26 protein-coding genes are annotated in these 22,804 nt (G+C 75.7%); 14 read left to right on the forward strand and 12 right to left on the reverse strand.

Annotated features, from left to right (window positions below):
• Positions 1-69 precede the first annotated feature (69 nt).
• Positions 70-474 carry an SRPBCC family protein gene (locus HUT16_RS34950; protein ID WP_176192011.1) on the forward strand — a complete coding sequence of 135 codons (405 nt, stop codon included), beginning with the start codon at positions 70-72 and terminating at the stop codon, positions 472-474.
• Positions 475-547: 73 nt separating this feature from the next.
• Entirely contained in the window at positions 548-1,213 is a 666-nt protein-coding gene (locus HUT16_RS34955; RefSeq protein ID WP_176192012.1) for a hypothetical protein, read from the forward strand.
• A gap of 31 nt (positions 1,214-1,244) precedes the next feature.
• Here the strand turns inward: HUT16_RS34955 and HUT16_RS34960 are convergent, their stop codons facing one another.
• From HUT16_RS34960 to HUT16_RS34970, 3 genes are all read right to left on the reverse strand, one after another.
• Entirely contained in the window at positions 1,245-1,847 is a 603-nt protein-coding gene (locus tag HUT16_RS34960) for a hypothetical protein (RefSeq protein ID WP_176192013.1), read from the reverse strand.
• Positions 1,844-2,218 (reverse strand): PadR family transcriptional regulator, encoded by a 375-nt coding sequence (locus HUT16_RS34965; protein ID WP_176192014.1) that lies wholly within the window; start codon positions 2,216-2,218, stop codon positions 1,844-1,846. Before HUT16_RS34965 ends, HUT16_RS34960 begins: the two co-directional genes overlap by 4 nt.
• A gap of 193 nt (positions 2,219-2,411) precedes the next feature.
• Positions 2,412-3,137, reverse strand: a complete 726-nt coding sequence (locus HUT16_RS34970; RefSeq protein WP_176192015.1) for a hypothetical protein — start codon at positions 3,135-3,137, stop codon at positions 2,412-2,414.
• A 229-nt stretch (positions 3,138-3,366) separates the two neighbouring features.
• Between HUT16_RS34970 and HUT16_RS34975 the strand changes: the two genes are divergently transcribed.
• Positions 3,367-3,633: a hypothetical protein gene (locus tag HUT16_RS34975; protein ID WP_176192016.1), complete on the forward strand. Its 267-nt coding sequence runs from the start codon at positions 3,367-3,369 to the stop codon at positions 3,631-3,633.
• Complete coding sequence (locus HUT16_RS34980) at positions 3,630-3,890, forward strand: hypothetical protein (protein ID WP_176192017.1); 261 nt, start codon at positions 3,630-3,632, stop codon at positions 3,888-3,890. The genes HUT16_RS34975 and HUT16_RS34980 overlap by 4 nt, the downstream gene beginning before the upstream one ends.
• 115 nt (positions 3,891-4,005) lie before the next feature.
• On the opposite strand, the gene HUT16_RS34985 is transcribed toward HUT16_RS34980, so the two are convergent.
• A complete protein-coding gene (locus HUT16_RS34985; protein WP_176192018.1) occupies positions 4,006-4,653 on the reverse strand; it encodes a TetR/AcrR family transcriptional regulator in 648 nt (215 codons plus the stop codon).
• 134 nt (positions 4,654-4,787) lie between these two features.
• Between HUT16_RS34985 and HUT16_RS38960 the strand changes: the two genes are divergently transcribed.
• From HUT16_RS38960 to HUT16_RS35025, 8 genes are all read left to right on the forward strand, one after another.
• On the forward strand, positions 4,788-6,122 hold the full coding sequence (locus HUT16_RS38960; RefSeq protein ID WP_176192019.1) for an NAD(P)/FAD-dependent oxidoreductase: 1,335 nt from the start codon (positions 4,788-4,790) through the stop codon (positions 6,120-6,122).
• Entirely contained in the window at positions 6,119-6,958 is an 840-nt protein-coding gene (locus HUT16_RS38965) for an SDR family oxidoreductase (RefSeq protein WP_176192020.1), read from the forward strand. The genes HUT16_RS38960 and HUT16_RS38965 overlap by 4 nt, the downstream gene beginning before the upstream one ends.
• Positions 6,955-8,286 (forward strand): MFS transporter, encoded by a 1,332-nt coding sequence (locus HUT16_RS35000; protein WP_176192021.1) that lies wholly within the window; start codon positions 6,955-6,957, stop codon positions 8,284-8,286. The genes HUT16_RS38965 and HUT16_RS35000 overlap by 4 nt, the downstream gene beginning before the upstream one ends.
• Positions 8,287-8,408: 122 nt before the next feature.
• Positions 8,409-8,975: a hypothetical protein gene (locus HUT16_RS35005; RefSeq protein WP_176192022.1), complete on the forward strand. Its 567-nt coding sequence runs from the start codon at positions 8,409-8,411 to the stop codon at positions 8,973-8,975.
• A 299-nt stretch (positions 8,976-9,274) separates the two neighbouring features.
• Positions 9,275-10,633 carry a discoidin domain-containing protein gene (locus HUT16_RS35010; RefSeq protein WP_176192023.1) on the forward strand — a complete coding sequence of 453 codons (1,359 nt, stop codon included), beginning with the start codon at positions 9,275-9,277 and terminating at the stop codon, positions 10,631-10,633.
• A 5-nt stretch (positions 10,634-10,638) separates the two neighbouring features.
• Entirely contained in the window at positions 10,639-11,880 is a 1,242-nt protein-coding gene (locus HUT16_RS35015; protein WP_176192024.1) for an MFS transporter, read from the forward strand.
• Entirely contained in the window at positions 11,877-12,911 is a 1,035-nt protein-coding gene (locus tag HUT16_RS35020; RefSeq protein ID WP_254898142.1) for a hypothetical protein, read from the forward strand. The genes HUT16_RS35015 and HUT16_RS35020 overlap by 4 nt, the downstream gene beginning before the upstream one ends.
• A gap of 363 nt (positions 12,912-13,274) precedes the next feature.
• A complete protein-coding gene (locus HUT16_RS35025) occupies positions 13,275-13,916 on the forward strand; it encodes a hypothetical protein (protein ID WP_176192025.1) in 642 nt (213 codons plus the stop codon).
• Positions 13,917-14,341: 425 nt separating this feature from the next.
• On the opposite strand, the gene HUT16_RS35030 is transcribed toward HUT16_RS35025, so the two are convergent.
• The 8 genes from HUT16_RS35030 to HUT16_RS35065 form a co-directional block, all read right to left on the reverse strand.
• Complete coding sequence (locus HUT16_RS35030; protein WP_176192026.1) at positions 14,342-15,343, reverse strand: aldo/keto reductase; 1,002 nt, start codon at positions 15,341-15,343, stop codon at positions 14,342-14,344.
• On the reverse strand, positions 15,340-16,314 hold the full coding sequence (locus tag HUT16_RS35035) for a Gfo/Idh/MocA family oxidoreductase (RefSeq protein ID WP_176192027.1): 975 nt from the start codon (positions 16,312-16,314) through the stop codon (positions 15,340-15,342). The genes HUT16_RS35030 and HUT16_RS35035 overlap by 4 nt, the downstream gene beginning before the upstream one ends.
• 1 nt (position 16,315) lies before the next feature.
• Entirely contained in the window at positions 16,316-17,629 is a 1,314-nt protein-coding gene (ligA, locus tag HUT16_RS35040; RefSeq protein ID WP_176192028.1) for a protocatechuate 4,5-dioxygenase subunit alpha, read from the reverse strand.
• 4 nt (positions 17,630-17,633) lie between these two features.
• Positions 17,634-18,560 (reverse strand): amidohydrolase family protein, encoded by a 927-nt coding sequence (locus HUT16_RS35045; protein ID WP_217712204.1) that lies wholly within the window; start codon positions 18,558-18,560, stop codon positions 17,634-17,636.
• On the reverse strand, positions 18,560-19,246 hold the full coding sequence (ligK, locus tag HUT16_RS35050) for a 4-carboxy-4-hydroxy-2-oxoadipate aldolase/oxaloacetate decarboxylase (RefSeq protein WP_176192030.1): 687 nt from the start codon (positions 19,244-19,246) through the stop codon (positions 18,560-18,562). The genes HUT16_RS35045 and ligK overlap by 1 nt, the downstream gene beginning before the upstream one ends.
• 26 nt (positions 19,247-19,272) lie before the next feature.
• Entirely contained in the window at positions 19,273-20,295 is a 1,023-nt protein-coding gene (locus HUT16_RS35055; protein WP_176192031.1) for an amidohydrolase family protein, read from the reverse strand.
• Positions 20,292-20,552: a hypothetical protein gene (locus HUT16_RS35060; RefSeq protein WP_176192032.1), complete on the reverse strand. Its 261-nt coding sequence runs from the start codon at positions 20,550-20,552 to the stop codon at positions 20,292-20,294. Before HUT16_RS35060 ends, HUT16_RS35055 begins: the two co-directional genes overlap by 4 nt.
• A gap of 179 nt (positions 20,553-20,731) precedes the next feature.
• Positions 20,732-21,499: an IclR family transcriptional regulator gene (locus tag HUT16_RS35065; RefSeq protein WP_176192033.1), complete on the reverse strand. Its 768-nt coding sequence runs from the start codon at positions 21,497-21,499 to the stop codon at positions 20,732-20,734.
• Positions 21,500-21,538: 39 nt separating this feature from the next.
• Between HUT16_RS35065 and HUT16_RS35070 the strand changes: the two genes are divergently transcribed.
• Together HUT16_RS35070 and HUT16_RS35075 are read left to right on the forward strand one after the other, a co-directional pair.
• Positions 21,539-22,228 carry a substrate-binding domain-containing protein gene (locus HUT16_RS35070; RefSeq protein ID WP_254898143.1) on the forward strand — a complete coding sequence of 230 codons (690 nt, stop codon included), beginning with the start codon at positions 21,539-21,541 and terminating at the stop codon, positions 22,226-22,228.
• Positions 22,229-22,268: 40 nt separating this feature from the next.
• The gene (locus HUT16_RS35075; protein ID WP_176192034.1) at positions 22,269-22,802 is read left to right on the forward strand and encodes a hypothetical protein; all 534 of its coding nucleotides are present in this window, start codon (positions 22,269-22,271) and stop codon (positions 22,800-22,802) included.
• Positions 22,803-22,804: the final 2 nt, after the last annotated feature.

Here is a 22,804-nt window from a genome sequence, read left to right on the forward strand (position 1 = left end):
GCGGCCCGGGACGCCACCGACCCGCTATGCCTCCAACCCGGGCCGCCGCGCGGCGGATAGCATCGGCGGATGACCGAGTTCCGCATCGTGGCGGCCACCCCGCTGGACCCCGGCGAGGCCTGGCGGCGCGTCACCGACTGGCCCCGCCACGCGATGCCGTTCACCGCCGTCCGCTCCGACGGCCGCACGGTGGCCGCCCGCACCGGCCTGGGCCGCCTCGGCTTCGAGGACGTGATGGACGTCGTCCGCTGGGAGCCCCCGCAGCCCGGCCGCCCCGGCACCTGCCGGCTCGCCAAGCGCGGCCCGCTGGTCCTCGGCTGGGCCGAGATCGAGGTCCGCCCGCACCGCGGCGGCGCGCTCGTCCGCTGGCGCGAGGACCTGCGGATCGCGCCGCTGCCCGCCCTGTTCGACCGCCCCACCGCCTGGTGCGGCCGCCTGCTCTTCCGCCGCACCCTGCGCGCGTTGCTGCGCTGAGGAGGCGTCGCGGCGGGGGGCCGCTGCGCCGGGCACTCTTCCACGGACCGCTGCGCCGCCCTAACGTGTCGTCATGGAGACGGTACGGCTGGACCGTTCGGCCCCCGACGCGGTCGACCTCGTTCTCACCGACGACGACCCCTCGCCCCGGCACGCCGCCCGGGTCTCCCGCGAGGTGGGGCGCAGCACGCCCCTGCTGTTCCTGCTCGCAGCGCTCCTCGCCCTGCCGGTCTGCATCGTCATGCGGTTCGCCGGTGCGGGATGGGGCCCGGTCCGGGCGGTCGCCGGGATCACCGGCGCCGTCGGCGCCGTCGTCCTCGCGACCGTGCTGGTGTACAGCGCCTTCTTCCTGCGGGTGCACCGGCTGAGGTTCTCCCCGGCCGCCGCCCCGGACACCGTCGCCCTGGTCCGGGCCGCCCGCGCCGCCCGGCCGAGGCCGCTCACCGAGGTGCGGCGGATCCGGATCGACCGCACGGTCGAGGAGCCGTACGACGGCGACCCCCGGCCCGAGAGCGAGAGGGTCACCCTGACCGTGCGGCTGGCCCGCGGCTGGATCCCGCCGCAGCAGCTGCCCCCGGACACCGACACCGCGGCCCTCTACCGGGAGCTCCACGAACTGCTCGGCCCCACCGTCCCGGTGGCCCTGTTCGTCCGGCGCCACCGCCGCTCGGTGCCGCCTCCCCCCACGGACTACGGGGGCGCGCTCGGGCGCGGGGGCTCGGCCGCCGGTGGCTGCTGAGGCCCGGGCGCCCGGTGCCGCGCGCCCGGGTTCAGGCCGGTGCGGTGGCCGAGCGCAGCCGTCCGGCGGAGCGGGCGAGGCGGAGGACGGCGAGCAGGGCGGGGCAGAACCCGATCGCGAGGGCGAGCAGCATGCCGGTCTGGTCCAGGGCACCGACGACGGAGACGGCGAAGGCCGCCAGCGGGGTGAGCGGGAGCGTGCCGAGCAGCAGGAGCGCGGCGTGCTTCTTCTCCCGCCCGCTCCACTGCGGGGACCTCGCGAGCCGCACCGCGCCGGTGGCAGCGGCGGCCGGCGCGAGGTAGGGCCCGAGGACGGGGACGAGCAGCAGCGGCGCGGCGAGGGCGAGCAGGGTCAGGGTGGTGGCGGTGCGCAGGCCGCTCTCCGGCTCGGGGCAGGTCCGGCCCTCCTCGGCCAGCGCGGCGTCGGCGATCCGGCGGGGGCTGCCGAGTTCGTCGAGGACGTGCCGCACGGCGTCGTCGTCGACGGGGCCGTCGTGCTCGGCGAGCGCGACCTGGACGTGTTCGCGCAGGTCGGCGAGGAGTTCGCGGCGGCGCTCGGGCGGCAGCGACGCGGTGCAGCGCTCGACGGCGGCGAGGTGGGCGCGGACCAGGGGGTGTTCGGCGGCGTTGCTCACGGGTGCTCTCCCGGGGTGAGGACGTGGTCGACGGTCTGGCGGAAGGCGGGCCACAGCGCGGTGAAGTCCTCCAGCGCGCGGTGTCCGGCGGTGGTGAGGGTGTAGTAGCGGCGCGACGGCCCGCTGTCCGAGTCGCGCAGGAAGGTGTCGGCGAGCCCGGCCCGACGCAGCCGTGACAGCAGGGGGTAGATCGTGCCCTGACTGGTCGCCAGCGCGGGGAAGCGCCCGAGCTCGTGCAGGAGTTCGACGCCGTAGCGGGGTTCGTCGCGGAGCAGTGCGAGCACGCAGTACTCCAGCACCCCCTTGCGGAGCTGGGTGGCCACCGGCCCGTCCACGCCGTCGCCCTCGTTGCTTGCCGTACCAGGTATCATGCAATGCAAGGTAGCGCGGGAACGGTCACCGCGCGAGCACATCCCGGCGCGGCGCGCCGACCGGGCCTCGGCCGGACCTCGGCCGGACCTGGGGAGACCCGACCGGGCCGGGGGAGACCGGGCCGGGGGAGACCCGGCCGGGCCCCGGCCACCGCCGTCCGCTGCCGCGGGCGACGGCCCGGCCGTCACCGCCTCACGAAGCCGTCGGCTGCGGGCTCATCGCGTGTTCGTACAGCTTCTCCTGCGTCCGCTTGAGCAGTTCGGCGGCCTTCTTCCGGGACGCCGCTTCCGCCTTGTCGAGCGCGCCCGGGTAGTCCGCGGACATCCCCGAGCCCGCGCCGTAGTCGACCTCGACCTCCAGGCGCAGGTTCCCGTCGCAGAAGGCCGAGGTGAAGCTCAGCTGGTCGACCGGCCCGGGGATGGTGTCGGTGAGCGGGTGCCGGACCGACACCTCGTAGCCCTCCTGGCCGAGCCCCCCGCCGTCGGTCGCCCGGAACTTCCGCGTCTCGTCCGGCTTGGGCCCGCCGAGTGGGGACTTGGCGATGTCCGCCGAGACCTCCAGCCAGTGGCAGCCGCGGGCCGCCTCGAAGACCGTCGCGTCGATGCTCACCCGCCAGTCCTCGGTCGCCGGGCCGCCGTCGTAGCTGCAGGCGAGCGTCTTGGACGGGTCGCTCGCGATCCCCTCGCTCGTCACCGGGATGGAGTCCCTCAGCTCCCCGGGCAGGCCGGGATCGCCCACCGCCGCGCAGAGGTCGTCGATCGTGCGGTACCAGCCGACCTGCCTCGGTTTGCTGGCACCGTCACTGTCGTTGCTGTTGCCGCCGCCGCCGCTGCTGCCGCTGCAGGCGGTGAGGAGCGCGAGGGCGGCCGCCGCCAGGGCGGCCGCGCCGGTGCGGGAGGTGCGGTGTCGACTCGTCACGGCGCCAGGCTAGTGCGGTGGCGGCGGGCGTTCACCGGGTTTGCGATCGTTGGTGCGGGGTGCGGGGTGCGGGGTGCGGGGTGCGGGGTGCGGGGTGCGGGGTGCGGGGTGCGGGGTGCGGGGTGCCGGGTGCCGGGCACCGGCCTCGGGGCGCGGCCGAGTTCGGGGCGGTGGGGATGGAACCGGCCCGGCCGGGTACGGTCGGAGCAGACACGTGGGAGGTGGAGGGATGACCGCGACGGCAGAGTCCGGGACGTTGCGCGTGCCGCGCAGCATCAACGGCATCGAGCAGGCGCTCACGTACGAGGAGCGGGCCCGGTTCTACGGCGAACTCGGCCCGGTGGAGGACCCGGTGGAGCGCGAGGCGGTGATCGGGGCGTGGTGGCTGCGGGCGATGTCCGCGGCGTACGGGAGCGACCGGGCGGGTTTCCGGGCCGCGGTGGCGCCGGTGCTGGTGGCGGGGCGGTCGGAGCGGGCCGGGGCGGCCGCCGCGTGAGTGGCTGGCGGATCTGGCTGCAGGAGCAGCCGGCCCGCACCATGGTGGAGATCTCGAAGGCGGACGAGCTGCTGTTCGCGCTGGTCAACGCCGCCCTGGTGCTGCTGGACGACCGGGCGGGCACGCCGGTGGACGAGTGGGGCGACCTGCGCAGCGTGGTGCTGGCCGGGTCCGTCACCGCGGAGCTGTTCGTCGACCCGGAGCGGCGCACCGTGGACGTGCTGCGGCTGGTCTGGGTACCCGGGCTGGCGGGCTGAGACCCCGCAACCGGCCTGCCGGGCCGGCGGCCTGAGGCTCCGTCAACCGGCCTGCCGGGCCAGCGGCCTGATGTCCCGTCCTTCGGCTTGCCGGGTCCGACGGCCTGAGGCCCCGTCAGCCGCCGGACGGGCCCTGGTCGAGGACGGCGGTGACCACCGTGTGCAGGTGGCGGCGGAAGCGGTCCAGGACGGGGAGGTCGAGGGGGCCGCGGCGGGTGCCGGCCGGGTCGATGACACCGGCCTGGCCGAAGGAGTGCGAGGTCCAGACGATGGTGAAGACGAGCATCTCGACGTCCGCCCCGGCCCCGAGGCCGGCCCGGGCGAGGACGGCGCGGACGGCGGTGGCGACCTCGGCGACCAGCGGGCCGGCGAACTCGCTCTCGATGTCGGAGTGGTCGGCGCCCTCGGCCAGCCAGCGGCGCATCCACAGCGCCGGGACCTGGGGGTGGTCGAGGCAGAAGGACAGGTAGTCGTCGACGAAGGCGAGCAGCGCGGCGCGGGTCTCCCCGGGGGTGGGGCCGCAGGCGTGCAGGCGGGTCAGGGCCTCGGTGACCACCCGGCGCTGGGCGAGGTGGGCGCGGCGCATCACCTCGCGGTACAACTCCGGCTTGCCGCCGACGTGGTAGGCGACGGTGGCGATGTTCAGGCCGACCGCGTCGCCGATCGCCCGGGTGCTGGTGGCGTCGTAGCCGCGCTCGGCGAACAGCCGGGTGGCGGTCGCCAGGATGCGTTCGCGGGGGCCGTCCGCGGGCAGGGCGCTCATGGGCCACGAGGATAGCGGACCGCAGCGGAAGAAATCCATCAGGTGATGGACGGGGAACCAGCAGGTCAACACCCATTGTGCCGGACTCCATCATTCGATTGAATGAGCGCCTTTCCACGAGAGGAGCACCCGGCATGGGCTCGACCAGGGTGGCGGTGATCGGCGCCGGCGCGGCAGGACTGGCCGCCGCCAAGGCACTGCTCGACCAGGGGCTGGAGGTCACCGTCCTGGAGCGCGGCACCCGCGTCGGCGGCCTGTGGGCGGGCGACGACGGCCCGGACGGCTCCCCGGCGTACGACAGCCTGCACCTGAACACCAGCAAGGGCCGCACCGAGTTCGCCGACTTCCCGATGCCCGCGCACTGGCCCGACTACCCGTCCGCCGCCCGGGTGGCCGACTACCTCGCCGACTACGCCGACCGCTTCGGCGTCACCGACCGGATCAGGTTCGGCACGACCGTCGAGCGGGTCGTCCGGGACGCGCACGGCTGGCGGGTCGACGGCGAGCGCCACGACGCCGTCGTCGTCGCCAACGGCCACAACCGCGAGCCGAAGTGGCCCAGCCCCGGCTACCCCGGCGACTTCACCGGCACCCAGCTGCACGCCCACGACCACCGCCGCGCCGACGCGTACGCGGGCCGGCGGGTGCTGGTCGTCGGCACGGGCAACTCCGCGATGGACATCGCCGTCGACGCCTCGTACACCGGACGCGGACCGGTGCTGCTCTCCGCCCGGCACGGCACCCACATCGTCCCCAAGTACCTGTTCGGCCGCCCCGCCGACGCCACCGGCGGCGCGCTCGCCGTGCTGCCCTGGCGCATCCGGCAGGCCGTCGCGCAGACCGTCCTCAAGCTGGCCGTCGGCACCCCCGGCCGGTACGGGCTGCCCGAACCCGCCGGCGGCCTGTTCCAGAACCACCCCACCGTCAGCGACACCGTCCTGCACCGGCTCACCCACGGCGAGATCGAGGCCCGCCCCGGCATCGAACGGCTCGACGGCACCCGCGTGCACTTCACCGACGGCCGCACCGACGAGGTCGACGTCATCGTCTGGGCCACCGGCTACCGCGTCACCCTCCCCTTCCTGGACGAGCGCTGGACCGGCCCCGACCCCGAGGAACTCCCGCTCTACCAGCGGGTGTTCCACCTCGACGACCCCACGCTCGGCTTCGTCGGCCTGATGCAGTCCACCGGCGCCGCGCTCCCCGTCGTCGAGGCCCAGGGCCGGCTGTTCGCCGCCCACCTCGCCGGGCGCTACGCCCTGCCGAGCGCCGAGCGGCAGCGCGCCCACGTCCGCCGCGCGCACGCCGCCGCCGTCCGGCGCTGGGGCGACCGGCGGCCGATGATGCGGATCGACTTCGACCGGTACGTCGCCGCCGTCCCCCGCGAGATCGAGGCCGGCGCCCGCCGGGCCCGCAGACAGCAGAAGCAGCAGAAGCAGCTGGAGCAGCAGAAGGAGCAGGGCCAGTGACGGTACTGAACCGGCGTCAGGACCCGCGCGGACGACGCGTGCTGGTCACCGGCGCCTCCGGCACCATCGGACGCGCCCTCGGCGAGCGCCTCACCGCCGCCGGCGCGCACGTCCGCGGACTCGACCTGCACCCCGCCGGTGACGAGCCGTTCCCCGTGCTGCGCTGCGACGTCACCGACGACGACAGCGTGCGCGCGGCCGTCGCCGAGGCGCTGGAGAGCCTCGGCGGCCTCGACGTGCTGGTCAACAACGCGGGCACCGGCGGCCCCGCCCCCGCCGAGCACGCCCCCGGCGCCGAGGTCCGCCGCCAGCTGGAGGTCAACCTGCTCGGCACCTGGCGCACCACCGCGGCCTGCGTCGACGCCCTGGTCGCCGCCCGCGGCCGGGTCGTCATGGTCACCTCCCGGATGGCCGTCCTACAGCTCCCGCTGGCCGCCGCCTACGGCGCCTCCAAGCGCGCCATGGTCGCCTACGCGGACGCGCTGCGCCTCGAACTCGGCACCCACGTCGGCGTCAGCTGCGTCTACCCGTCCGCCGTGCGCAGCCCGATCCACGACTCCACCAGGGCCGCCGGGCTCTCCCTGGAGGGCATGAGCGTCTACGAGCCGCTGGAGGGCGTGCTCGACGCGATCGGCAAGGCCGCGTTCTCCACCCGCCCGCACCGCGACGTCACCACCACCCGCAAGGGCGCCGTCGAGTTCTTCCTCGCCCGCCACCTGCCCGCCCTCACCGACCGGATCGTCGCCCGCGCCCTGCACGCCCGCGCCGCCGCCGGGGCCTTCGACGGCGCCCCACTCGCCGCCGGGGTCGTCGCCCGCAGCAGGGGGACCGAGTGACCGGGCACCGGGCCGGGCGCAGGGCGCTCACCCTGTACGCCGCCGGGTCGGTCGGCATGGGCGTCTGGGTCACCGTGCCCGGACTGCTGCTGCTGTACTTCCTCACCGACGTGCTCGGCGTCCCCGCCCTGCTGGCCGGGACCACCCTGCTGCTGCCCAAGGCCGTCGACGTCGTCGCCCACCCGCTGCTCGGCTCCCGCTCCGACCGGCAGGCCCGCCGCGACGGGCACCGGCGGCGGATGATGCGCGCCGGACTGCTGCTCGGCCCGGCGATGGTCGCGATGTTCAGCGTCCCGTCCGCGCTGCACGGCTCGGGCGCCGCGCTCTGGGTCGGCGGCTGGTTCACCGCCGGGAACCTGCTGTTCGCCGCCTTCCAGGTGCCCTACCTGACCACCCCTTCCGACCTGGAGGTCGGCTACCACGAGCGCACCCGGGTCTTCATGTTCCGGATGGCGCTGCTCACCGCCGGCCTGCTCACCGCCGGGGTCGCCGCCCCCGCGCTCTCCGCCGGCGGCACCCGCGCCGACTACACCGGGATGGCCGTGCTGCTGGCCGCCGCGATGGCCGCCTCCGCCGCCGTCGCCCTGGCCGGCGTGCGCCGGCTGACCGCCGGGTGCGGGTTCCGGGCACCCGCCGAACGGGCCGGCCGCTCCACCCTCGCCGACCTGCGCACCGCCCTGCGTGACCCCCGCTTCCGCCCCCTGGTGCTGTCCTACCTGTTCACCGGCACCACCACCCACCTGTTCCTGGCCGCGCTGCCCTACGTCACCGAGCACGTCTTCCACCACGGCGGGCTGACCGCCCTGTTCATGGGCCTCTTCCTGGCCCCCGCGATGCTCGCCGGGCCCGCCTGGACGGCCTGGTCGCGCTGCCCCGGCAACGGCAAGCAGCGCGGACTGCTCGCCTCCCAGGCCGGGTTCGCCACCGGCTCGGTGCTGCTGCTGCCCGCCGCCGCGCTGCTCGACGGGGGAGCGCGGGTCGCCGTCACCGCCGCCGTGGTGATGGCGATGGGCGTGGCCTTCGCCGGGCTGCAACTGTTCGCGTTCGCGCTGCTGCCGGACGCGGTCGCCGCCGCCGAACACGCCGAGGCCGGCGCCTACACCGGCGTGTGGACCGCCACCGAGGCCACCGGCACCGCCGTCGGCCCCTACCTGTACTCGGCCGTCCTCGCCCTCGGCGGCTTCGTCTCCAGCACCGCCGGTGAACACGCCGCCCAGAGCGGCGGCGCACTGACCGCGCTGCTCACCGGGTTCACCCTGCTGCCCGCCGCGCTGATGGCCCTCGCGCTCGGCTTCCAGCGGCGCTGCCCGCTGGACGCGGCCCGGTGAGCGGTCCGCTCCGGCGCCCCGTGCGCCGATCGGCACCATGATCTGACGTTCCGTCAGAATTACTGCCGGTGAGGGGAGTCGGCGCATCCGCCGCGGGGTACGGGACGGGCGGGGGTGGGGCCGTGGAGAAGGCACTGTGGGGCGTGGGCGGCGGGGCGGTCGCCGTGTTCGGGCTGTGGTGGATGCTGGCGCTGCGGGGCGACGGGCACCGCCTCGCCGGCGCCCTCGGGCTCCTGCTGGTGCTGGCGCTCGGCGTGGCGGGCGTCGTCCGACTGGCCAGGGGGGACGGCGGAGCGGCCGCCCTGGGCCTGACGGGCGTGCTCTCGGCCTGGATCGTCCTCGCCATCACCGGCCTCGGCGTGCAGGACCAGCAGCTCCTGCACGACCGGGGCGTCACCTCGGACGGCACGGTGGTGCGCGCCGTCGTCACCTCCGACCCGATGAACGGCCGCGGCCCGTCCGTGACCGCCGTGGACGTCGAACTCGCCGACGGCTCCGTGGCCCACCAGGTCCAGACCGGGCAGGCCCACCCGGCGCTCGGCGACCGCCTCCAGGTCACCCGGGACCCGCGCGGCGTGGTCGACACCCGCCTGGGCCCCCGCCCCGCCGCCCCGGACCGCACGGTCGCCGCCGTCCTGCTGGCCGTCCTGACCGGCTGCGCCCTCTTCACCGCCTTCGCCCCCGACTAGGGCCCGTCCGACCTCGACCGGGCCCCCGGGTGAACCTGACGGTGCGTCAGTGTGAACGGTGAACGGCATTAGTGCACACGGAAGTTCGATCGGTGGCAGTACTGGAAGGAAACTTTACTTTCTACTACTCTCGCTGACGGCGGCCCGGCGCGGCGCCCGCACCGGACGGGGCGTGACGCGCTCAGCGAGAGCTCTGACCCGGCCGCCGCGGTGGAGTGCGGCCACCGCCCCCGGTGCGGCCCGTCCGCGGCGCGCGTCGGCGTCCAGCTCTCCCCGTTCCAGGTCAGGGAGTTCACCAGATGCACCAGGCAATCACGGCCCGGCGGGCCCGGACCGGCGGCTTCGCCGTCGCGCTCGCCCTGCTGGGCGGACTGCTGTTCGGCTGGTCCGAGCGGGCCGGGGCGGCGGCCGACCCGCTGCTCTCCAAGGGCAGAACGGCCACCGCCTCCTCCACCGAAAGCTCCTCGTACACCGCCGCGAAGGCCTTCGACGGCAGCGGCAGCACCCGGTGGGCCAGCGCCGAGGGCAAGGACCCGCAGTGGCTGCAGGTCGACCTCGGCGCCACCGCCACCGTCACCCGGATCAAGCTCAGCTGGGAGGCCGCCTACGCCAAGGCCTACCGGCTGGAGACCTCCGCCGACGGCGCCACCTGGACCGCCCTCGCCACCGAGAAGGCCGGCAACGGCGGCACCGACGAGTTCACCGGCCTGTCCGGCAAGGGCCGCTACGTGCGGATGTACGGCACCGCCCGCGGCACCTCGTACGGGTACTCGCTGTACGAGATGGAGGTCTACGGCACGCCCGACGGCAGCACGCCGAGCCCTTCGCCCAGCGGCAGCACCCCGCCGCCCACCGGCGGCGCGTTCACCGTCGTGGCGGCCGGCGACATCGCCGCCCAGTGCACCGCCACCGACAGCGGCTGCGCCCACCCCAAGACCGCCAGGATCGCCCAGCAGATCAACCCGGCGTTCTACATCACCATGGGCGACAACCAGTACGACGACGCCCGGCTGGCCGACTTCAAGAACTACTACGACCAGACCTGGGGCGCCTTCAAGGCCAAGACCCGGCCCGTCCCCGGCAACCACGAGACCTACGACCCCGCCGGGTCGCTGGCCGGCTACAAGTCCTACTTCGGCGCGATCGCCTACCCGCAGGGCAAGAGCTACTACAGCTACGACCAGGGCAACTGGCACTTCGTCGCCCTCGACTCCAACTCCTTCGACCAGAGCGCCCAGATCGACTGGCTGAAGGCCGACCTCGCCGCCACCACCAGGAAGTGCGTCGCCGCCTACTGGCACCACCCGCTCTACTCCTCCGGCGGCCACGGCAACGACCCCGTCTCCAAGCCGGTCTGGAAGATCCTCTACGCCGCCGGGGCCGACCTGATCCTCAACGGCCACGACCACCACTACGAGCGCTTCGCCCCGCAGGACCCGGACGGCAGGGCCACCGCCGACGGCATGGTCGAGATCGTCGGCGGCACGGGCGGCGCCGAGCCCTACCCGATCGAACAGGTCCAGCCCAACAGCCAGAAGCGGATCAGCGGCGACTACGGTGTCCTGAAGCTCGACTTCACCGACAGCGGCTACAGCTGGACCTACGTCGGCACCGACGGACGGGTCGAGGACACCAGCCCCTCCTACAGCTGCCACTGACCGCGATGTACCTGGCCACCACCGGCCGCCGCCCGGACGCGCCGTCCCGCCCCGCCGGGACGGGACGGCGCGTCCCCGGCACCGTCCTCGCGCTCGGAGCGGTCAGCCTGGTCACCGACGTCTCCTCGGAGATGGTCAGCGCCGTGCTGCCGCTCTACCTGGTGCTCGGCCTCGGCCTGTCACCCCTCCAGTTCGGCTTCCTCGACGGCCTGTTCAACGGCGCCACCGCACTCGTCCGGCTGCTCGGCGGACGGCTCGCCGACCGCGGCGGCGGCCGGCACAAGCACATCGCCGGAGCCGGCTACCTGCTCTCCGCACTCTCCCGGCTCGGACTGCTGCTGGCCGGCGGCGCCGCCACCGGCATCGCCGCCGCCCTCGCCGCCGACCGGCTCGGCAAGGGCGTCCGCACCGCCCCCCGGGACGCGATGATCTCGCTCAGCACGCCCCCCGCCGACCTCGGCCGCGCCTTCGGCGTGCACCGCGCCATGGACACCACCGGCGCCCTGCTCGGCCCGCTGGCCGCCTTCGCCGTGCTCCGGGCCACCGCCGACGCCTACGACGCCGTCTTCGTGGTCTCCTTCGCCACCGGACTGCTCGGCGTCCTGGTCATGGTGCTGTTCGTCCGCGACGGCACCGCCGACCCGGCCGCCCCCCGGCCCCGCACTGACCGCCCGACCGTCCGCGCCCTGCTGCGCGACCCCGCACTGCGGCGGATCACCGGCGCCGCCGCGCTGCTCGGCGCCGCCACCGTCGGCGACTCCTTCCTCTACCTGCTGCTGCAACGGCTGCTCGACCTGCCCGCCGAGGTCTTCCCGCTGCTGCCGCTCGGCTCCGCCGCCTGCTACCTGCTGCTCGCCGTCCCCGCCGGACGGCTCGCCGACCGCACCGGTCGCCGCGCCCCGTTCCTCGCCGGGCACCTCGCCCTGCTGGCCGGCTACCTCGTCCTGCTCGCCCCGGCGGGCCGGGCCACCGTCGTCCTGGTGCTCGTCCTGCTCGGCGTCTTCTACGCCGCGACCGACGGCGTCCTGATGGCCCTGGCCGGACCGCTGCTGCCCGCCACCGGCCGGGCCGGTGCCCTCGCCGTCGTCCAGACCGGACAGGCCCTGGCCCGCCTCGCCGGCGCCGCGGGCTTCGGCGCCGCCTGGACCTGGTGGGGCCCCCGCCCCGCCCTCGCCGCCGCCGCGCTCGCCCTGGCCGCCGCGCTGCTCGCGGCCCGGCGCATCCTGCCCGAAGGGAAGGCCGCATGACCACCGTCGACAAGCCCGAGGCCCCGCAGGCCCCGGCCCCGGACGAACCGACCGGCCGACAGGTCCCGGTGCTGCGGCTGGTGGTGCTGGGCGTCGCCGTGCTGGCGCTGCTCGGCGGCTCGCTCGGCTACGTGCTGCACGCCCGGGCGCGCGGCGGTGCGCACCGGGCGGTCGCCGCGGACGCCTCCTTCGCCCTCGACCGGCCCGGCCTCTACTACCGGGACGCCGCGACCGGGCGGGTGGCCCGGGAGGGCGGACCGGCCGGCGGGCCCTCCTGCGCGCGCTTCCACGCCGGGGGCGACCGCGCGCTCTGCCTGCGGGCTCTGCCCGGCACCCCCGCCCGCACCGAAGCCGTGGTCTACGACCGCGCGTTCACCCGGCTCCAGAGCATCGTCGTGCCCGGCATCCCGAACCGGGCCCGGGTCTCCGCCTCCGGCCACCTGCTCTCCTGGACGGCCTTCGCGGTCGGCGACTCCTACGCCGTCAGCGGCTTCTCCACCCGCACCTCCGTCCTCGACCTGCGCACCGGCTACCTGATCAAGTCGATCGAGGGCATCCCGCTGACCGTGGACGGCACCCGCTACCACGCCGCCGACGTCAACTACTGGGGCGTCAGCTTCGCCGCCGACGACAACCGCTTCTACGCCACCGTCTCCACCGGCGGCCGCACCCACCTGGTCGAGGGCGACCTCGCCGCCTGGTCCGCCCGCACCCTGCGGGAGAACGTCGAGTGCCCGTCGCTCTCCCCGGACGGCACCCGGCTGGCCTTCAAGAAGAAGGTCTCCGACGACCCCGCCGCCCCCTGGCGGCTGTACGTCCTCGACCTCGCCGACCTGCGCGAGCACCCGCTCGCCGAGACCCGCAGCGTCGACGACCAGGCCGCCTGGCTGGACGGCGCCACCCTCGGCTACGCCCTCCCGGGCGGCGGCGGGTCCGGCACCGATCTCTGGACCGTCCCCGCCGACGGCACCGGCACCCCCGTCCTGCGCGTCCGCGGCGCCTCCTCACCGGCCGCCGTCCCGGCCGGGTAGAACGGCGTGCAGCCCGGTGGTGCGGGCATGCCCGGGGCGGGAGCGGGCACACGGCCGGGCATGAGCGAGCCCGTCCCGCCGAAGCCGAACCGGAACCCGGACCTGAACCCGAGCCCGAGCCCGGACCCGAGCTTGGGCCCGGACCCGAGCCCGCCGACCGTGCCGCCGCCACCGTCGGCCCCACCGCCCCCGGTGACGCGTCCGGCGTCGGGGTCCGCGTCGGCGTCGGGGTCGAGGCCGGGCCCGGGAAGCCGGAAGCGGGTCTGGCGGTTCGGCGCGGCGGCCGTCGCGCTGGCCCTGGTCGGCGTCTGCGCGGTGGCCCTGGCCGGTCGGCACGGGCGGGCGCCGGGGGCGGGGGCCGTCGTGGACGGTCCGCAGGTGCTGCCGGGCCACCCGCAGGCGCTGCCCGGTCGGCCGCAGGCGCTGCTGCTGGACGGGGTGTCGGGCCGGGTCGAGATCACCGGCTCCGACGACGCGGCCACCACCGCCGAGTACCTGCCGCAGGGCTCGGAGCAGCCGGGCCGGGTCGACTTCGGCCCGGCCGGGAGCGACGGCGCCGTGCCCGTGCGGTGCGCCGCCGCGGACGGCGGCCCGTTCGACCGGTGCGGCGGGCTGCTGCGGCTGACCGTCCCGGAGGGCACCGCGCTGACGGTCCGCCAGGACTCCGGGGAGATCGCGCTGTCCGGGCTGCGCGGCGACCTCGCGCTGTCGCTGGCCTCGATCCGCTGCACCGCCGTCGGCCTGCGCCCGGAGCACGCGACGGTGGCGATCCGCTCCGGCAGCGCCGACCTGGGTTTCACCGCCCCGCCCGGCGACCTGACCGTGGAGTCGACGTCCGCCTCGGTGGCGGTGCGGCTGCCGGACGGGGGCGACGGCTACGCCTTCGACTCGGACGCCGCCTCCTCGGACGTCCGGATCGCCCTCCCCTCGCAGCCGGACGCCGACCACCGGGTACGGCTGCGCACCACCTCCGCCTCGGTGGCCGTGCTGCCCGCCACCGGCTGAGCGGGCGGCCCGCCCGGCGGGTGGCGCCGTCGACGCCCCCGCGGCCGACGGCGGCGCGGTCGCCGTGCCGGGAGGTCCCCTCGGTGGGTGCGGCCGCACCCGGCGGACGGTCGGTTACCCGCCGGGCACGGGCACGGCCCCTCCGAGGTCGGCGAGCGAGGCGACCACCGCGTACTCGTCCCCGGTGAGCGCGGACCCGGCGGAGTCGTCCGCCGTCCGCTGCGCATCGGCGTGCTCGATCGGGCCGCCGATGCGCAGCGCTCCGGTCGTGGGCGTCAGCCGTGCCTGTTGCTCCGGTCAGGCCTTGCGCGGTAGCGCGCAGGGCTTCGCGTTCGTCGGCGACCGGCGGTGCGTGGGCGGGCCCGGAGCCGACCCGCTCGCGGCGGGAGCCCGCGCGGGCTCCCGCCGGACGGGGTGCGGGGCCGTCAGCCCGCCGCGCCGCAGCGCTCGGTGTCGATCTCCGGCAGGGTGGCCTCCGCGTAGCGGGAGCCGTGCACGGTCTCGTCGGACAGCACCCGGCCCGCCGCCGCCAGCAGCTCGGCGGGGACGTCCAGGCCGAGGACCGCGACGTCCTCGCGCAGGTGGTCCACCGAGCGGGTGCCGGGGATGGCGAGCACGTGCTCGCCGCGCGAGAGCACCCAGGCCAGCGCGAGCTGCGCCACCGTCAGGCCCGCCGCCGCGGCCAGGTCGGCGAGTTCGCCGCGCAGCGCCAGGTTGGCCGGGTAGTGGGCGTCGGTGAAGCGCGGCATCGAGCGCCGGATGTCGCCGGACGGCAGGTCGGCCGTCCGGGGCGGCGCGTCGGTCAGGAAGCCGCGCCCGACCGGGCTGAACGCGACCAGGGCGACGCCCAGTTCGCGGGTCGCCTCCAGGGTGCCGCGCTCCGGGTTGCGGGTCCACAGGCTGTACTCGTTCTGCAGCGCCGCGATCGGGTGCACCGCGTGCGCCCGGCGCAGCGTCGCCGCCGACACCTCGGACAGGCCGATGGTGCGGACCTTGCCCGCCGCGACCAGCTCGGCCAGCGCGCCCACGCTCTCCTCGACCGGGACGGCCGGGTCGAGCCGGTGCAGGTAGTACAGGTCGATCACGTCGGTGCCGAGCCGGGCCAGCGACTCGTCCGCGGTGCGCCGGATCGCCTCGGGGCGGCCGTCGATGACGCGCCGTCCGTCCACGCCCGTCAGGCCGCACTTGGAGGCCAGCACGATCCGGTCCCGGTGCGGGCCGAGCACCCGGCCGACCAGTTCCTCGTTGGCGCCGAAGCCGTACAGCGCGGCCGTGTCGAACAGCGTGACGCCCGCGTCCAGGGCGGACAGCAGCAGCTTGGCCGCGTCCTCGGGGGAGGGCGGGGTGCCGTAGGCGTGGCTGAGGTTCATGCAGCCCAGGCCGACGGCCGGGACCTCGAACGGGCCGATCCTGCGCGGGGTGCTCATGCGGCCACCGGGGTGGCGAGCTGCCGTTCCAGGTCGGCCAGGGTGCGGTAGCAGGGCAGCACCTGGGCGAGCGAGGCGTTCGGTTCGCGGCCCTCGCGGATCGCGGCCACGAACTCGCGGTCCTGAAGTTCGATGCCGTCCAGTGAGACGTCGATGCCGCTGACGTCGATCGGTTCGTCTTCTCCGGTCATCAGGTCATCGTAGCGAGCCAGGTAGGTCCCGGTGTCCCCGATGTAGCGGAAGAAGGTGCCGAGCGGGCCGTCGTTGTTGAAGGAGAGCGAGAGCGTGCAGATCGCGCCGCTCGCCGCCTGCAACTGGATCGACATGTCCATCGCGATGCCGAGCTCCGGGTGCAGCGGGCCCTGCAGGGCGTTGGCCCGGACGATCGGCGAACCGGTCTGGTACGCGAACAGGTCGACGGTGTGCGCGGCGTGGTGCCACAGCAGGTGGTCGGTCCAACTGCGCTGCCGTCCCAGCGCGTTGAGGTTGGTGCGGCGGAAGAAGTAGGTCTGCACGTCCAGCTGCTGGATGGTCAGCTCGCCCGCCGCCACCCGGCGGCGCACCCACTGGTGGCTCGGGTTGAAGCGGCGGGTGTGCCCGGCCATCGCGACCAGGCCGGTGCGCTCGGCCGCCGCGACGCACGCCTCGGCGTCCGGCAGCGAGGCCGCCACCGGGATCTCCACCTGCACGTGCTTGCCCGCCGCCAGGCACTGCCGGGTCTGCGCGGCGTGCAGCGGCGTCGGGGTGGCCAGCACCACCGCGTCCACCTCGTCCATCGCCAGCACCTCCGCCAGGCTGCCGGCCGCCCGGGCGATGCCCTGCTCGGCGGCGAACCTGCGCGCGCTCTCCGGCGAGGAGGAGACCACCGCGGCCACCTCCACGCCCTCGATCCGGCGCAGCGCCGCCGCGTGCTTGGCGCCGAACGCGCCGCCGCCCGCCAGGGCGATCCTCAGGGGCTGCTGCTTCGTCATCTCAGTTCTCCTCGGAAGGCCGACGGCGACGGCCGTTGTCGTTCAGGATCAGGTGGCCGACGGCCGTGTTGGACGCCGGCACGTGGTAGAAGCGGTGCTCGACGTCGACCGTGCCGCCGCCGTCGACGTCGCTCAGCGCGCCGCGCGCGATCAGCCACATCACCAGCTCGATGCCCTCCGAACCGGCCTCCTCCACGTACTCCAGGTGCGGCACCCGGGCCAGGCCCGCCGGGTCGGCGACCAGCCGGTCCAGGAACGCGTTGTCCCACTCCCGGTTGATCAACCCGGCGCGCGGGCCCTGGAGTTGGTGGCTCATCCCGCCGGTGCCCCAGACCTGCACGTCCAGCGGGCGCGGGTAGGACTCGATCGCCCGGCGCAGCGCCCGGCCCAGCTCGAAGCAGCGCGCCCCCGAGGGCACCGGGTACTGCACCACGTTCACGTGCAGCGGGATCACCCTGCACGGCCACCGCTCCACCTCGCCGAACATCAGCGACAGCGGCACCGTCAGCCCGTGGTCGACCGGCATCTCGTTGGCCAGGGTCAGGTCGAAGTCCTCCTGGATCAGGCAGTGCGCCAGGTGCGCGGCCAGCTCCGGGTCGCCCTCGACGCCGGGCACCGGGCGCGGGCCGTAGCCCTCGTCGGCGGCCGGGTAGGCGGCGCCGGTGCCCAGCACGAAGGTCGGGACGAGCGAGAGGTCGAAGGCGCTGGCGTGGTCGTTGTAGACCAGGACCACCACGTCGGGGACGTGCGCGGCGGCCCACCGGCGGGAGTGCTCGTAGCCGGCGAACACCGGCTGCCAGTACGGTTCCCCGGTCTTGCCGTGGTCCAGCGCGGCGCCGATCGCCGGGACGTGCGAGGTGAACACGGCGGCCGAGACGGCGGCGTGCTCGGCGGGCGGCGACGGGTCGGCGTGCGCGGCCTCCAGCACGGCGTGGTCGATCCGGCTGGCCGGGGCGCTGGCCGAGCGGCCGCCGGAGACCATCATGTCCCGGTACTCCTGCTCGGTCATGCCGGTCATCGAGCCGGCCATCTGCTGGAACGAGAAGCCGAGCGTGGCACCCCACTTGGCGAGGAAGTAGATGTTCCCGCCCTCGCGCATCGCCGCGTTCAGGTCGCGGTCCAGCAGGGCCCGCTTCTGCTCCTCGCGCAGCGGCCAGGCGTCCAGGTAGGCGCGCTCGTCGGCCAGGTAGGCGGCCCGGTTCTCGGCCGTCATCAGCGACATGCAGAACTGGTTGAGGTGGTACCCGCGGGCGGACTGCTCGGCGTCGAAGATCGTGGTGCCGGGGACGAGCCGGTAGCTGCGGTCGACGGCCATGTTGTCAGCTCCCCTCGTTCTCGGGCCAGTAGAGGCGGTTCGGGTTGTCGACCAGCAGCCGCCGCCGCAGCTCGGCGGTCGGCGCGACGTGCGGCAGGAAGTCGACCAGCAGGCCGTCGTCCGGCATGTGGTCCTTCAGGTTGGGGTGCGGCCAGTCGGTGCCCCACAGCACCCGGTCGGGGAACTCCTCGACCACCCGGCGGGCGAACGGCACCACGTCCCGGTACGCGTTCCGCTCGCCGTCCAGGGCGGGCGGGCCGGTCAGCGAGAGCCGCTCCGGGCAGCCGACCTTGCACCAGACGTCCTCCCGGGCCCGCAGGAAGGACAGGAACTCGGCGAACTCCGGGCCGTCCGGGTCCTTCGAGACGTCCGGGCGGCCCAGGTGGTCGACCACCAGCGGCACCGGGACCGAGAGGAAGAACTCGCGCAGCTCCGCCAGGTCGGCGGCCTCGAAGTACAGCACCACGTGCCAGCCGAGCGGGGCGATCCGCTCCACCACGTCCCGCAGGTCCGCGCGCGGGGTGACGTCCACCAGGCGGCGGACGAAGTTGAACCGCACCCCGCGCACCCCGGCCGCGTGCAGCTCGCGCAGCTCGGCGTCCGAGACGCCCGGGCGGACGGTGGCCACGCCGCGGGCCCGGCCGTCCGACCGGCGCAGCGCGTCCAGCAGGGCCCGGTTGTCGGCGCCGTGGCAGGTCGCCTGGACGATCACGTTGCGGGCGAAGCCCAGGTGGTCGCGCAGGGCGAAGAGCTGTTCGGCGGAGGCGTCGCACGGGGTGTACTTGCGCTCCGGCGCGTACGGGAACGCGGCGGCCGGGCCGAACACGTGGCAGTGCGCGTCCACCGCGCCCGCGGGGAGCGCGAGTGCGGGGCGGCCGGGGGCGGGGTGCCAGTCCAGCCAGCCCGGGGTCTTCTGCTGTGCCACGGTGATCAGTCCTCGTAGCGCAGGCCGAGCGCGGCCAGCGGGCCGCGCATCGCGTACATGTCCAGGCCGAGTTCGCCCGCGCGCAGCCGCTCGCGCTTGGCCGCCTCGTTCGCCTCCCGCTGCGCCGACGCCCCGGCGGTCCCGGCGACCCGCTCGCGCGGCACCACCACCACGCCGTCCGCGTCCGCCAGCACCACGTCGCCCGGCCGCACCAGCGCGTTGGCGCACACCACCGGCACGTTGACCGAGCCTAGGGTGGCCTTCACCGTGCCCCGGGCGTTCACCGCCCGGGAGAACACCGGGAAGTCCATCGCGGCCAGCTCCGCGACGTCCCGCACCCCGCCGTCGATCACCAGGCCCGCGCAGCCCCGGGCGCGCAGCGAGGTCGCCAGCAGCTCGCCGAAGAACCCGTCCTCGCTCTCCGTCGTGCAGGCCGCCACCACCACGTCGCCCGGCCGGACCTGCTCCGCCGCGACGTGCAGCATCCAGTTGTCGCCCGGCTGGAGCAGCACCGTCACCGCCGGGCCGCACAGCCGCGCCGACGGGTACACCGGGCGCAGGTACGGGCGGGTCAGGCCGGTGCGGCCCATCGCCTCGTGGACGGTCGCCGTGCCGAAGGCCGCCAGCGCGGCCACCGCGGCCGGATCGGGCCGCTCGATCTTCGTGCGGACGACACCGAGTTCGGTGTGCATGGGTGTTCCTCCTGAGGGTGGGGGCGTCAGTGCGCGGCCAGGCGCGCGGCCAGGCGGGGGTGGACGCGCAGCGCGTTGCCGGCGTACACGGCCGCCCGCTGCGCGTCGGAGAGGCGGTCGGTGGCGTCCACGTACCGCCGGGTGTCGTCGAAGTGGTGGCCCGTCAGCGGGTCGACCCCCCGGACGGCGCCGATCATCTCGCTGGCGAACAGCAGCCCCTCGGACGGGACGACCGAGGCCAGCAGGTCGATGCCCGGCTGGTGGTACACGCAGGTGTCGAAGAAGACGTTGCTCCCCACCAGCTCCTCCGGGGTCGGCCCGCCCAGCGCCTGCGCCAGCCCGCGGAAGCGCCCCCAGTGGTAGGGCACCGCGCCGCCGCCGTGCGGCACCACCAGCCGCAGCGTCGGGAAGTCGGCGAACAGGTTCCCCCGGAGCAGCTGCATGAACGCGGTGGTGTCGGCGTTCAGGTAGTGCGCGCCGGTGGTGTGGAACGCCGGGTTGCAGGACGTCGACACGTGCACCATCGCCGGGACGTCGTACTCCACCAGCGCCTCGTACAGCGGGTACCAGGAGCGGTCGGTCAGCGGCGGCGCGCTCCAGTGCCCGCCCGACGGGTCCGGGTTGAGGTTCACCGAGACCGCGCCCAGCTCCTCCACCGCCCGCCGCAGCTCCGGCAGGCAGCTCGCCGGGTCGGCGCCCGGCGACTGCGGCAGCATCGCGCCCATCGCGAAGCGCTCCGGGAACAGCGCGCTCACCCGGTGCACCAGGTCGTTGCAGATCCGCGCCCAGACGGACGAGACCGCGAAGTCGCCGACGTGGTGCGCCATGAAGCTGGCGCGCGGCGAGAAGACCGTCAGGTCGGTGCCGCGCTCGTCCATCAGCCGCAGCTGGTGGGACCCGATCGCCGCGCGCAGCTCCTCGTCGGAGATCCGCAGCTCGTCGGGGTCGGGGGCGGCGGCGGGGTCGCCCGCGGCGGCGGCCTGGCGCTCGCGCCAGGCGGCGAGCTGCGGCGGGGCGGTGGTGAAGTGGCCGTGCGCGTCGATGATCACGGGAGCTCCTGAGGGGTCTTCGGACGGGGTTTCAGGCGGCGGTCGGCCGGCCGGTGCACTGCTCGGCCGGGTAGGCGCGGCCCGCGCGGGTGCCCACCACGCCGTCCCGCCGTCGCGCTGGCGGGCGGCCCCGCGCCGAGCACCGCGACGGGCACCTCGGTGACGGTGTCGACCGGGTCGGCGACGGACGCGTCGGCGACGGACGGGTCGGCGACGGACGGGTCGGCGACGGACGGGTCGACGGCGGATTCGGGCATGACGGCTCCGGGGCAGGACGGGCTGAGGGCGGCGGCACCCGGGGCGGTGGGCCCTGCGGGTACGCCCCGAACGCTGGCAGCTCACCCCCCGGCCCGTCGCCACCCTTTCCGCCTGACGGAAACGCCCTGCTCGCGGCCGCCCGCGCCGCGCAGACTGCGGTACACCCCCGCCGTCCGCCCTACGGCGCCGTGCGGGCCCGCCGACCCAGCTCCTCGGAGATCCCGTGCACCGCCCGCAGCAGCGGCTCCCGCAGCCCCCGCGCCCGCTCCGCGCCGCGCGCCGCCACCACGATCCCCAGCGCCGCGCCCACCGGACCGGTCCGGCCGATCCGCACCGGCGCGGCCACCGCCACCGTGCTCTCCGACAGCTGACGGTCGCTCACGAACACCTGCTCCCGCCGGATCAGGTCCAGCTGGGTGCGCAGCGTGCGCGGATCGGTGACGGTGTGCGAGGTCCAGACCGGCAGCGGCGCCGTCAGCACCTCCTCCTGCAGCTCGCGCGGCGCGTGCGCCAGCAGCACCCGGCCCATGCCGGTGGAGGCGACCGGGAACCGGGTGCCCACCATCGTCAGCAGGTCCACCGAGCGGTGGCCCGCGATCCGCTCCACGAACACCAGCTCGGTGCCCTCGCGCACCGCCAGCTGCACGTTCTCGTGCGTCGCCTCGTACAGGTCCTGCATGAACGGCAGCGCCGCGTCCCGCAGGATCTGGGTCCGCGGACACCCCGAGGCGATCTCCCACAGCCGCAGCCCCACGTGCCACGACCCGTCCTCGGACCGCTCCAGCGCGCCCCAGGCCGCCAGCTCCGCCACCACCCGGTGCGCCGTGCTCACCGCCAGGCCCGTGCACCGGGCGATCTCCGACAGCGTCCGCGACGGGTGCTCGCGGTCGAACACCGCCAGCACCTGGAGGACCTTGCCCGCGGCCGACACACCGTTCGCACTCATCCCGCCAGTCTCGCACCCCGCCCGTGGAGGAAAACCCCCGTGGACCTGCTCGTCCTGACCTCGATGGCCGTCCGCCCCGTCCTGGCCGACCTCGCCCCGCTGCTGCCGTCCGTCCGGTGCGAGGCCGCCGGCGGCGTCGAGGTCGCCCGCCGGATCCGCGACGGCGCGAGCGCCGACCTGGCCGTGCTCGCCGCCGACGCGCTCGCCGCGCTGCACGCCGAAGGACTGGTGGGGACCCCCCGCCCGCTCTGGGACTCCGAAACCGTCGCCGCCGTTCCCGCCGACGCGCCGCCCGCCGCCCTGGACACCGTCGACGACCTGCGCGCCCTGCTCACCGCCGCCCGCGCCGTCGCCCACTCCACCGGCCCCAGCGGCACCGCCCTGCGTGCCCTGCTCGACCGGCTCGGCCTGCGCGGGCGGGTCCACCTCGTCCAGGCCCCGCCCGGCACCCCCGCCGGAAGCCTGCTCGCCGACGGGCGCGCCGACCTCGCCTTCCAGCAGCACAGCGAACTCGCCGGCCTCCCCGGCGTCCGCCTCCTCGGCCCGCTGCCCGGCGACACCGCCATCACCTCCACCTTCGCCGCCGCCGTCCTCGCCACCGCCCCCCACCCCGGACCCGCCCGCGCCCTGCTCGACCGGCTGGCCTCCGACGCCGCCGCGGCCACCGCACTGGCCCGCGGCATGCGCCCGCACCGGCGTCGGCAACGCCTTGACGCGGCGCGCCGATAACGGTTGGACGCCCCCGGGCCGGGCGCGGAGACTTGGTCCGGTGACGACCCAGACCGACCCCGCCCCCGAGCTGCACCCCGCTTCCGACCTGCACCCCGCCGCCTCGACGGACCTCCCCGCCCTGCGGCGGCAGCTGGCCGTGCTGCACGGCGGGAAGGTCACCTCGGTGCACGTCCCCAGCGAGAGCGAGGGCCGGTTCGCGCTGCTGCTCGCCCTGACCCACCGCGGGCCGAACGGCGGGAACGCGCTCGCCTACCGCTGGCTGACCGTCGGCGGCCCCGTCTGGCGCCTGGAGCGCACCGGCCCCGGGGAGCCCGCCGTGGCCGCCGCCTCCGGCGACGCCCTCCCGCGCCTGGTCGCCGACCTGCGGGTGCTGGTCGGCCGCGAGATCACCGACGTCCGGATCACCGAGCCCGGCTGGGACACCCGGATCGAGTTCGGCGACCACCGCCTGAGCGTCTTCCCCACCGCCCTCCGCACCCCGAGCACCGCCCCCGACTGGGCGCTGCGCCTGCCCTCCCGCCACCACCTGGTGATCGGTCCCGGCGCCCGCTGGGAATCACGGGTGGGATGACC

The organism is Kitasatospora sp. NA04385 (genome assembly GCF_013364235.1).
Taxonomy (GTDB): Bacteria; Actinomycetota; Actinomycetes; order Streptomycetales; family Streptomycetaceae; genus Kitasatospora.

Coding starts and splice junctions, on each gene's coding strand:
- HUT16_RS35035 (WP_176192027.1), bottom strand. CDS start 16,314: ATGACGAAGCAGCAGCCCCTGAGGATCGCCCTGGCGGGCGGCGGCGCG.
- HUT16_RS35060 (WP_176192032.1), bottom strand. CDS start 20,552: ATGCCCGAATCCGCCGTCGACCCGTCCGTCGCCGACCCGTCCGTCGCC.
- HUT16_RS35010 (WP_176192023.1), top strand. CDS start 9,275: ATGCACCAGGCAATCACGGCCCGGCGGGCCCGGACCGGCGGCTTCGCC.
- ligA (WP_176192028.1), bottom strand. CDS start 17,629: ATGGCCGTCGACCGCAGCTACCGGCTCGTCCCCGGCACCACGATCTTC.
- HUT16_RS35015 (WP_176192024.1), top strand. CDS start 10,639: ATGTACCTGGCCACCACCGGCCGCCGCCCGGACGCGCCGTCCCGCCCC.
- HUT16_RS35020 (WP_254898142.1), top strand. CDS start 11,877: ATGACCACCGTCGACAAGCCCGAGGCCCCGCAGGCCCCGGCCCCGGAC.
- HUT16_RS35030 (WP_176192026.1), bottom strand. CDS start 15,343: ATGAGCACCCCGCGCAGGATCGGCCCGTTCGAGGTCCCGGCCGTCGGC.
- HUT16_RS34975 (WP_176192016.1), top strand. CDS start 3,367: ATGACCGCGACGGCAGAGTCCGGGACGTTGCGCGTGCCGCGCAGCATC.
- HUT16_RS34965 (WP_176192014.1), bottom strand. CDS start 2,218: ATGATACCTGGTACGGCAAGCAACGAGGGCGACGGCGTGGACGGGCCG.
- HUT16_RS34985 (WP_176192018.1), bottom strand. CDS start 4,653: ATGAGCGCCCTGCCCGCGGACGGCCCCCGCGAACGCATCCTGGCGACC.
- HUT16_RS38960 (WP_176192019.1), top strand. CDS start 4,788: ATGGGCTCGACCAGGGTGGCGGTGATCGGCGCCGGCGCGGCAGGACTG.
- ligK (WP_176192030.1), bottom strand. CDS start 19,246: ATGCACACCGAACTCGGTGTCGTCCGCACGAAGATCGAGCGGCCCGAT.
- HUT16_RS34950 (WP_176192011.1), top strand. CDS start 70: ATGACCGAGTTCCGCATCGTGGCGGCCACCCCGCTGGACCCCGGCGAG.
- HUT16_RS35065 (WP_176192033.1), bottom strand. CDS start 21,499: ATGAGTGCGAACGGTGTGTCGGCCGCGGGCAAGGTCCTCCAGGTGCTG.
- HUT16_RS34955 (WP_176192012.1), top strand. CDS start 548: ATGGAGACGGTACGGCTGGACCGTTCGGCCCCCGACGCGGTCGACCTC.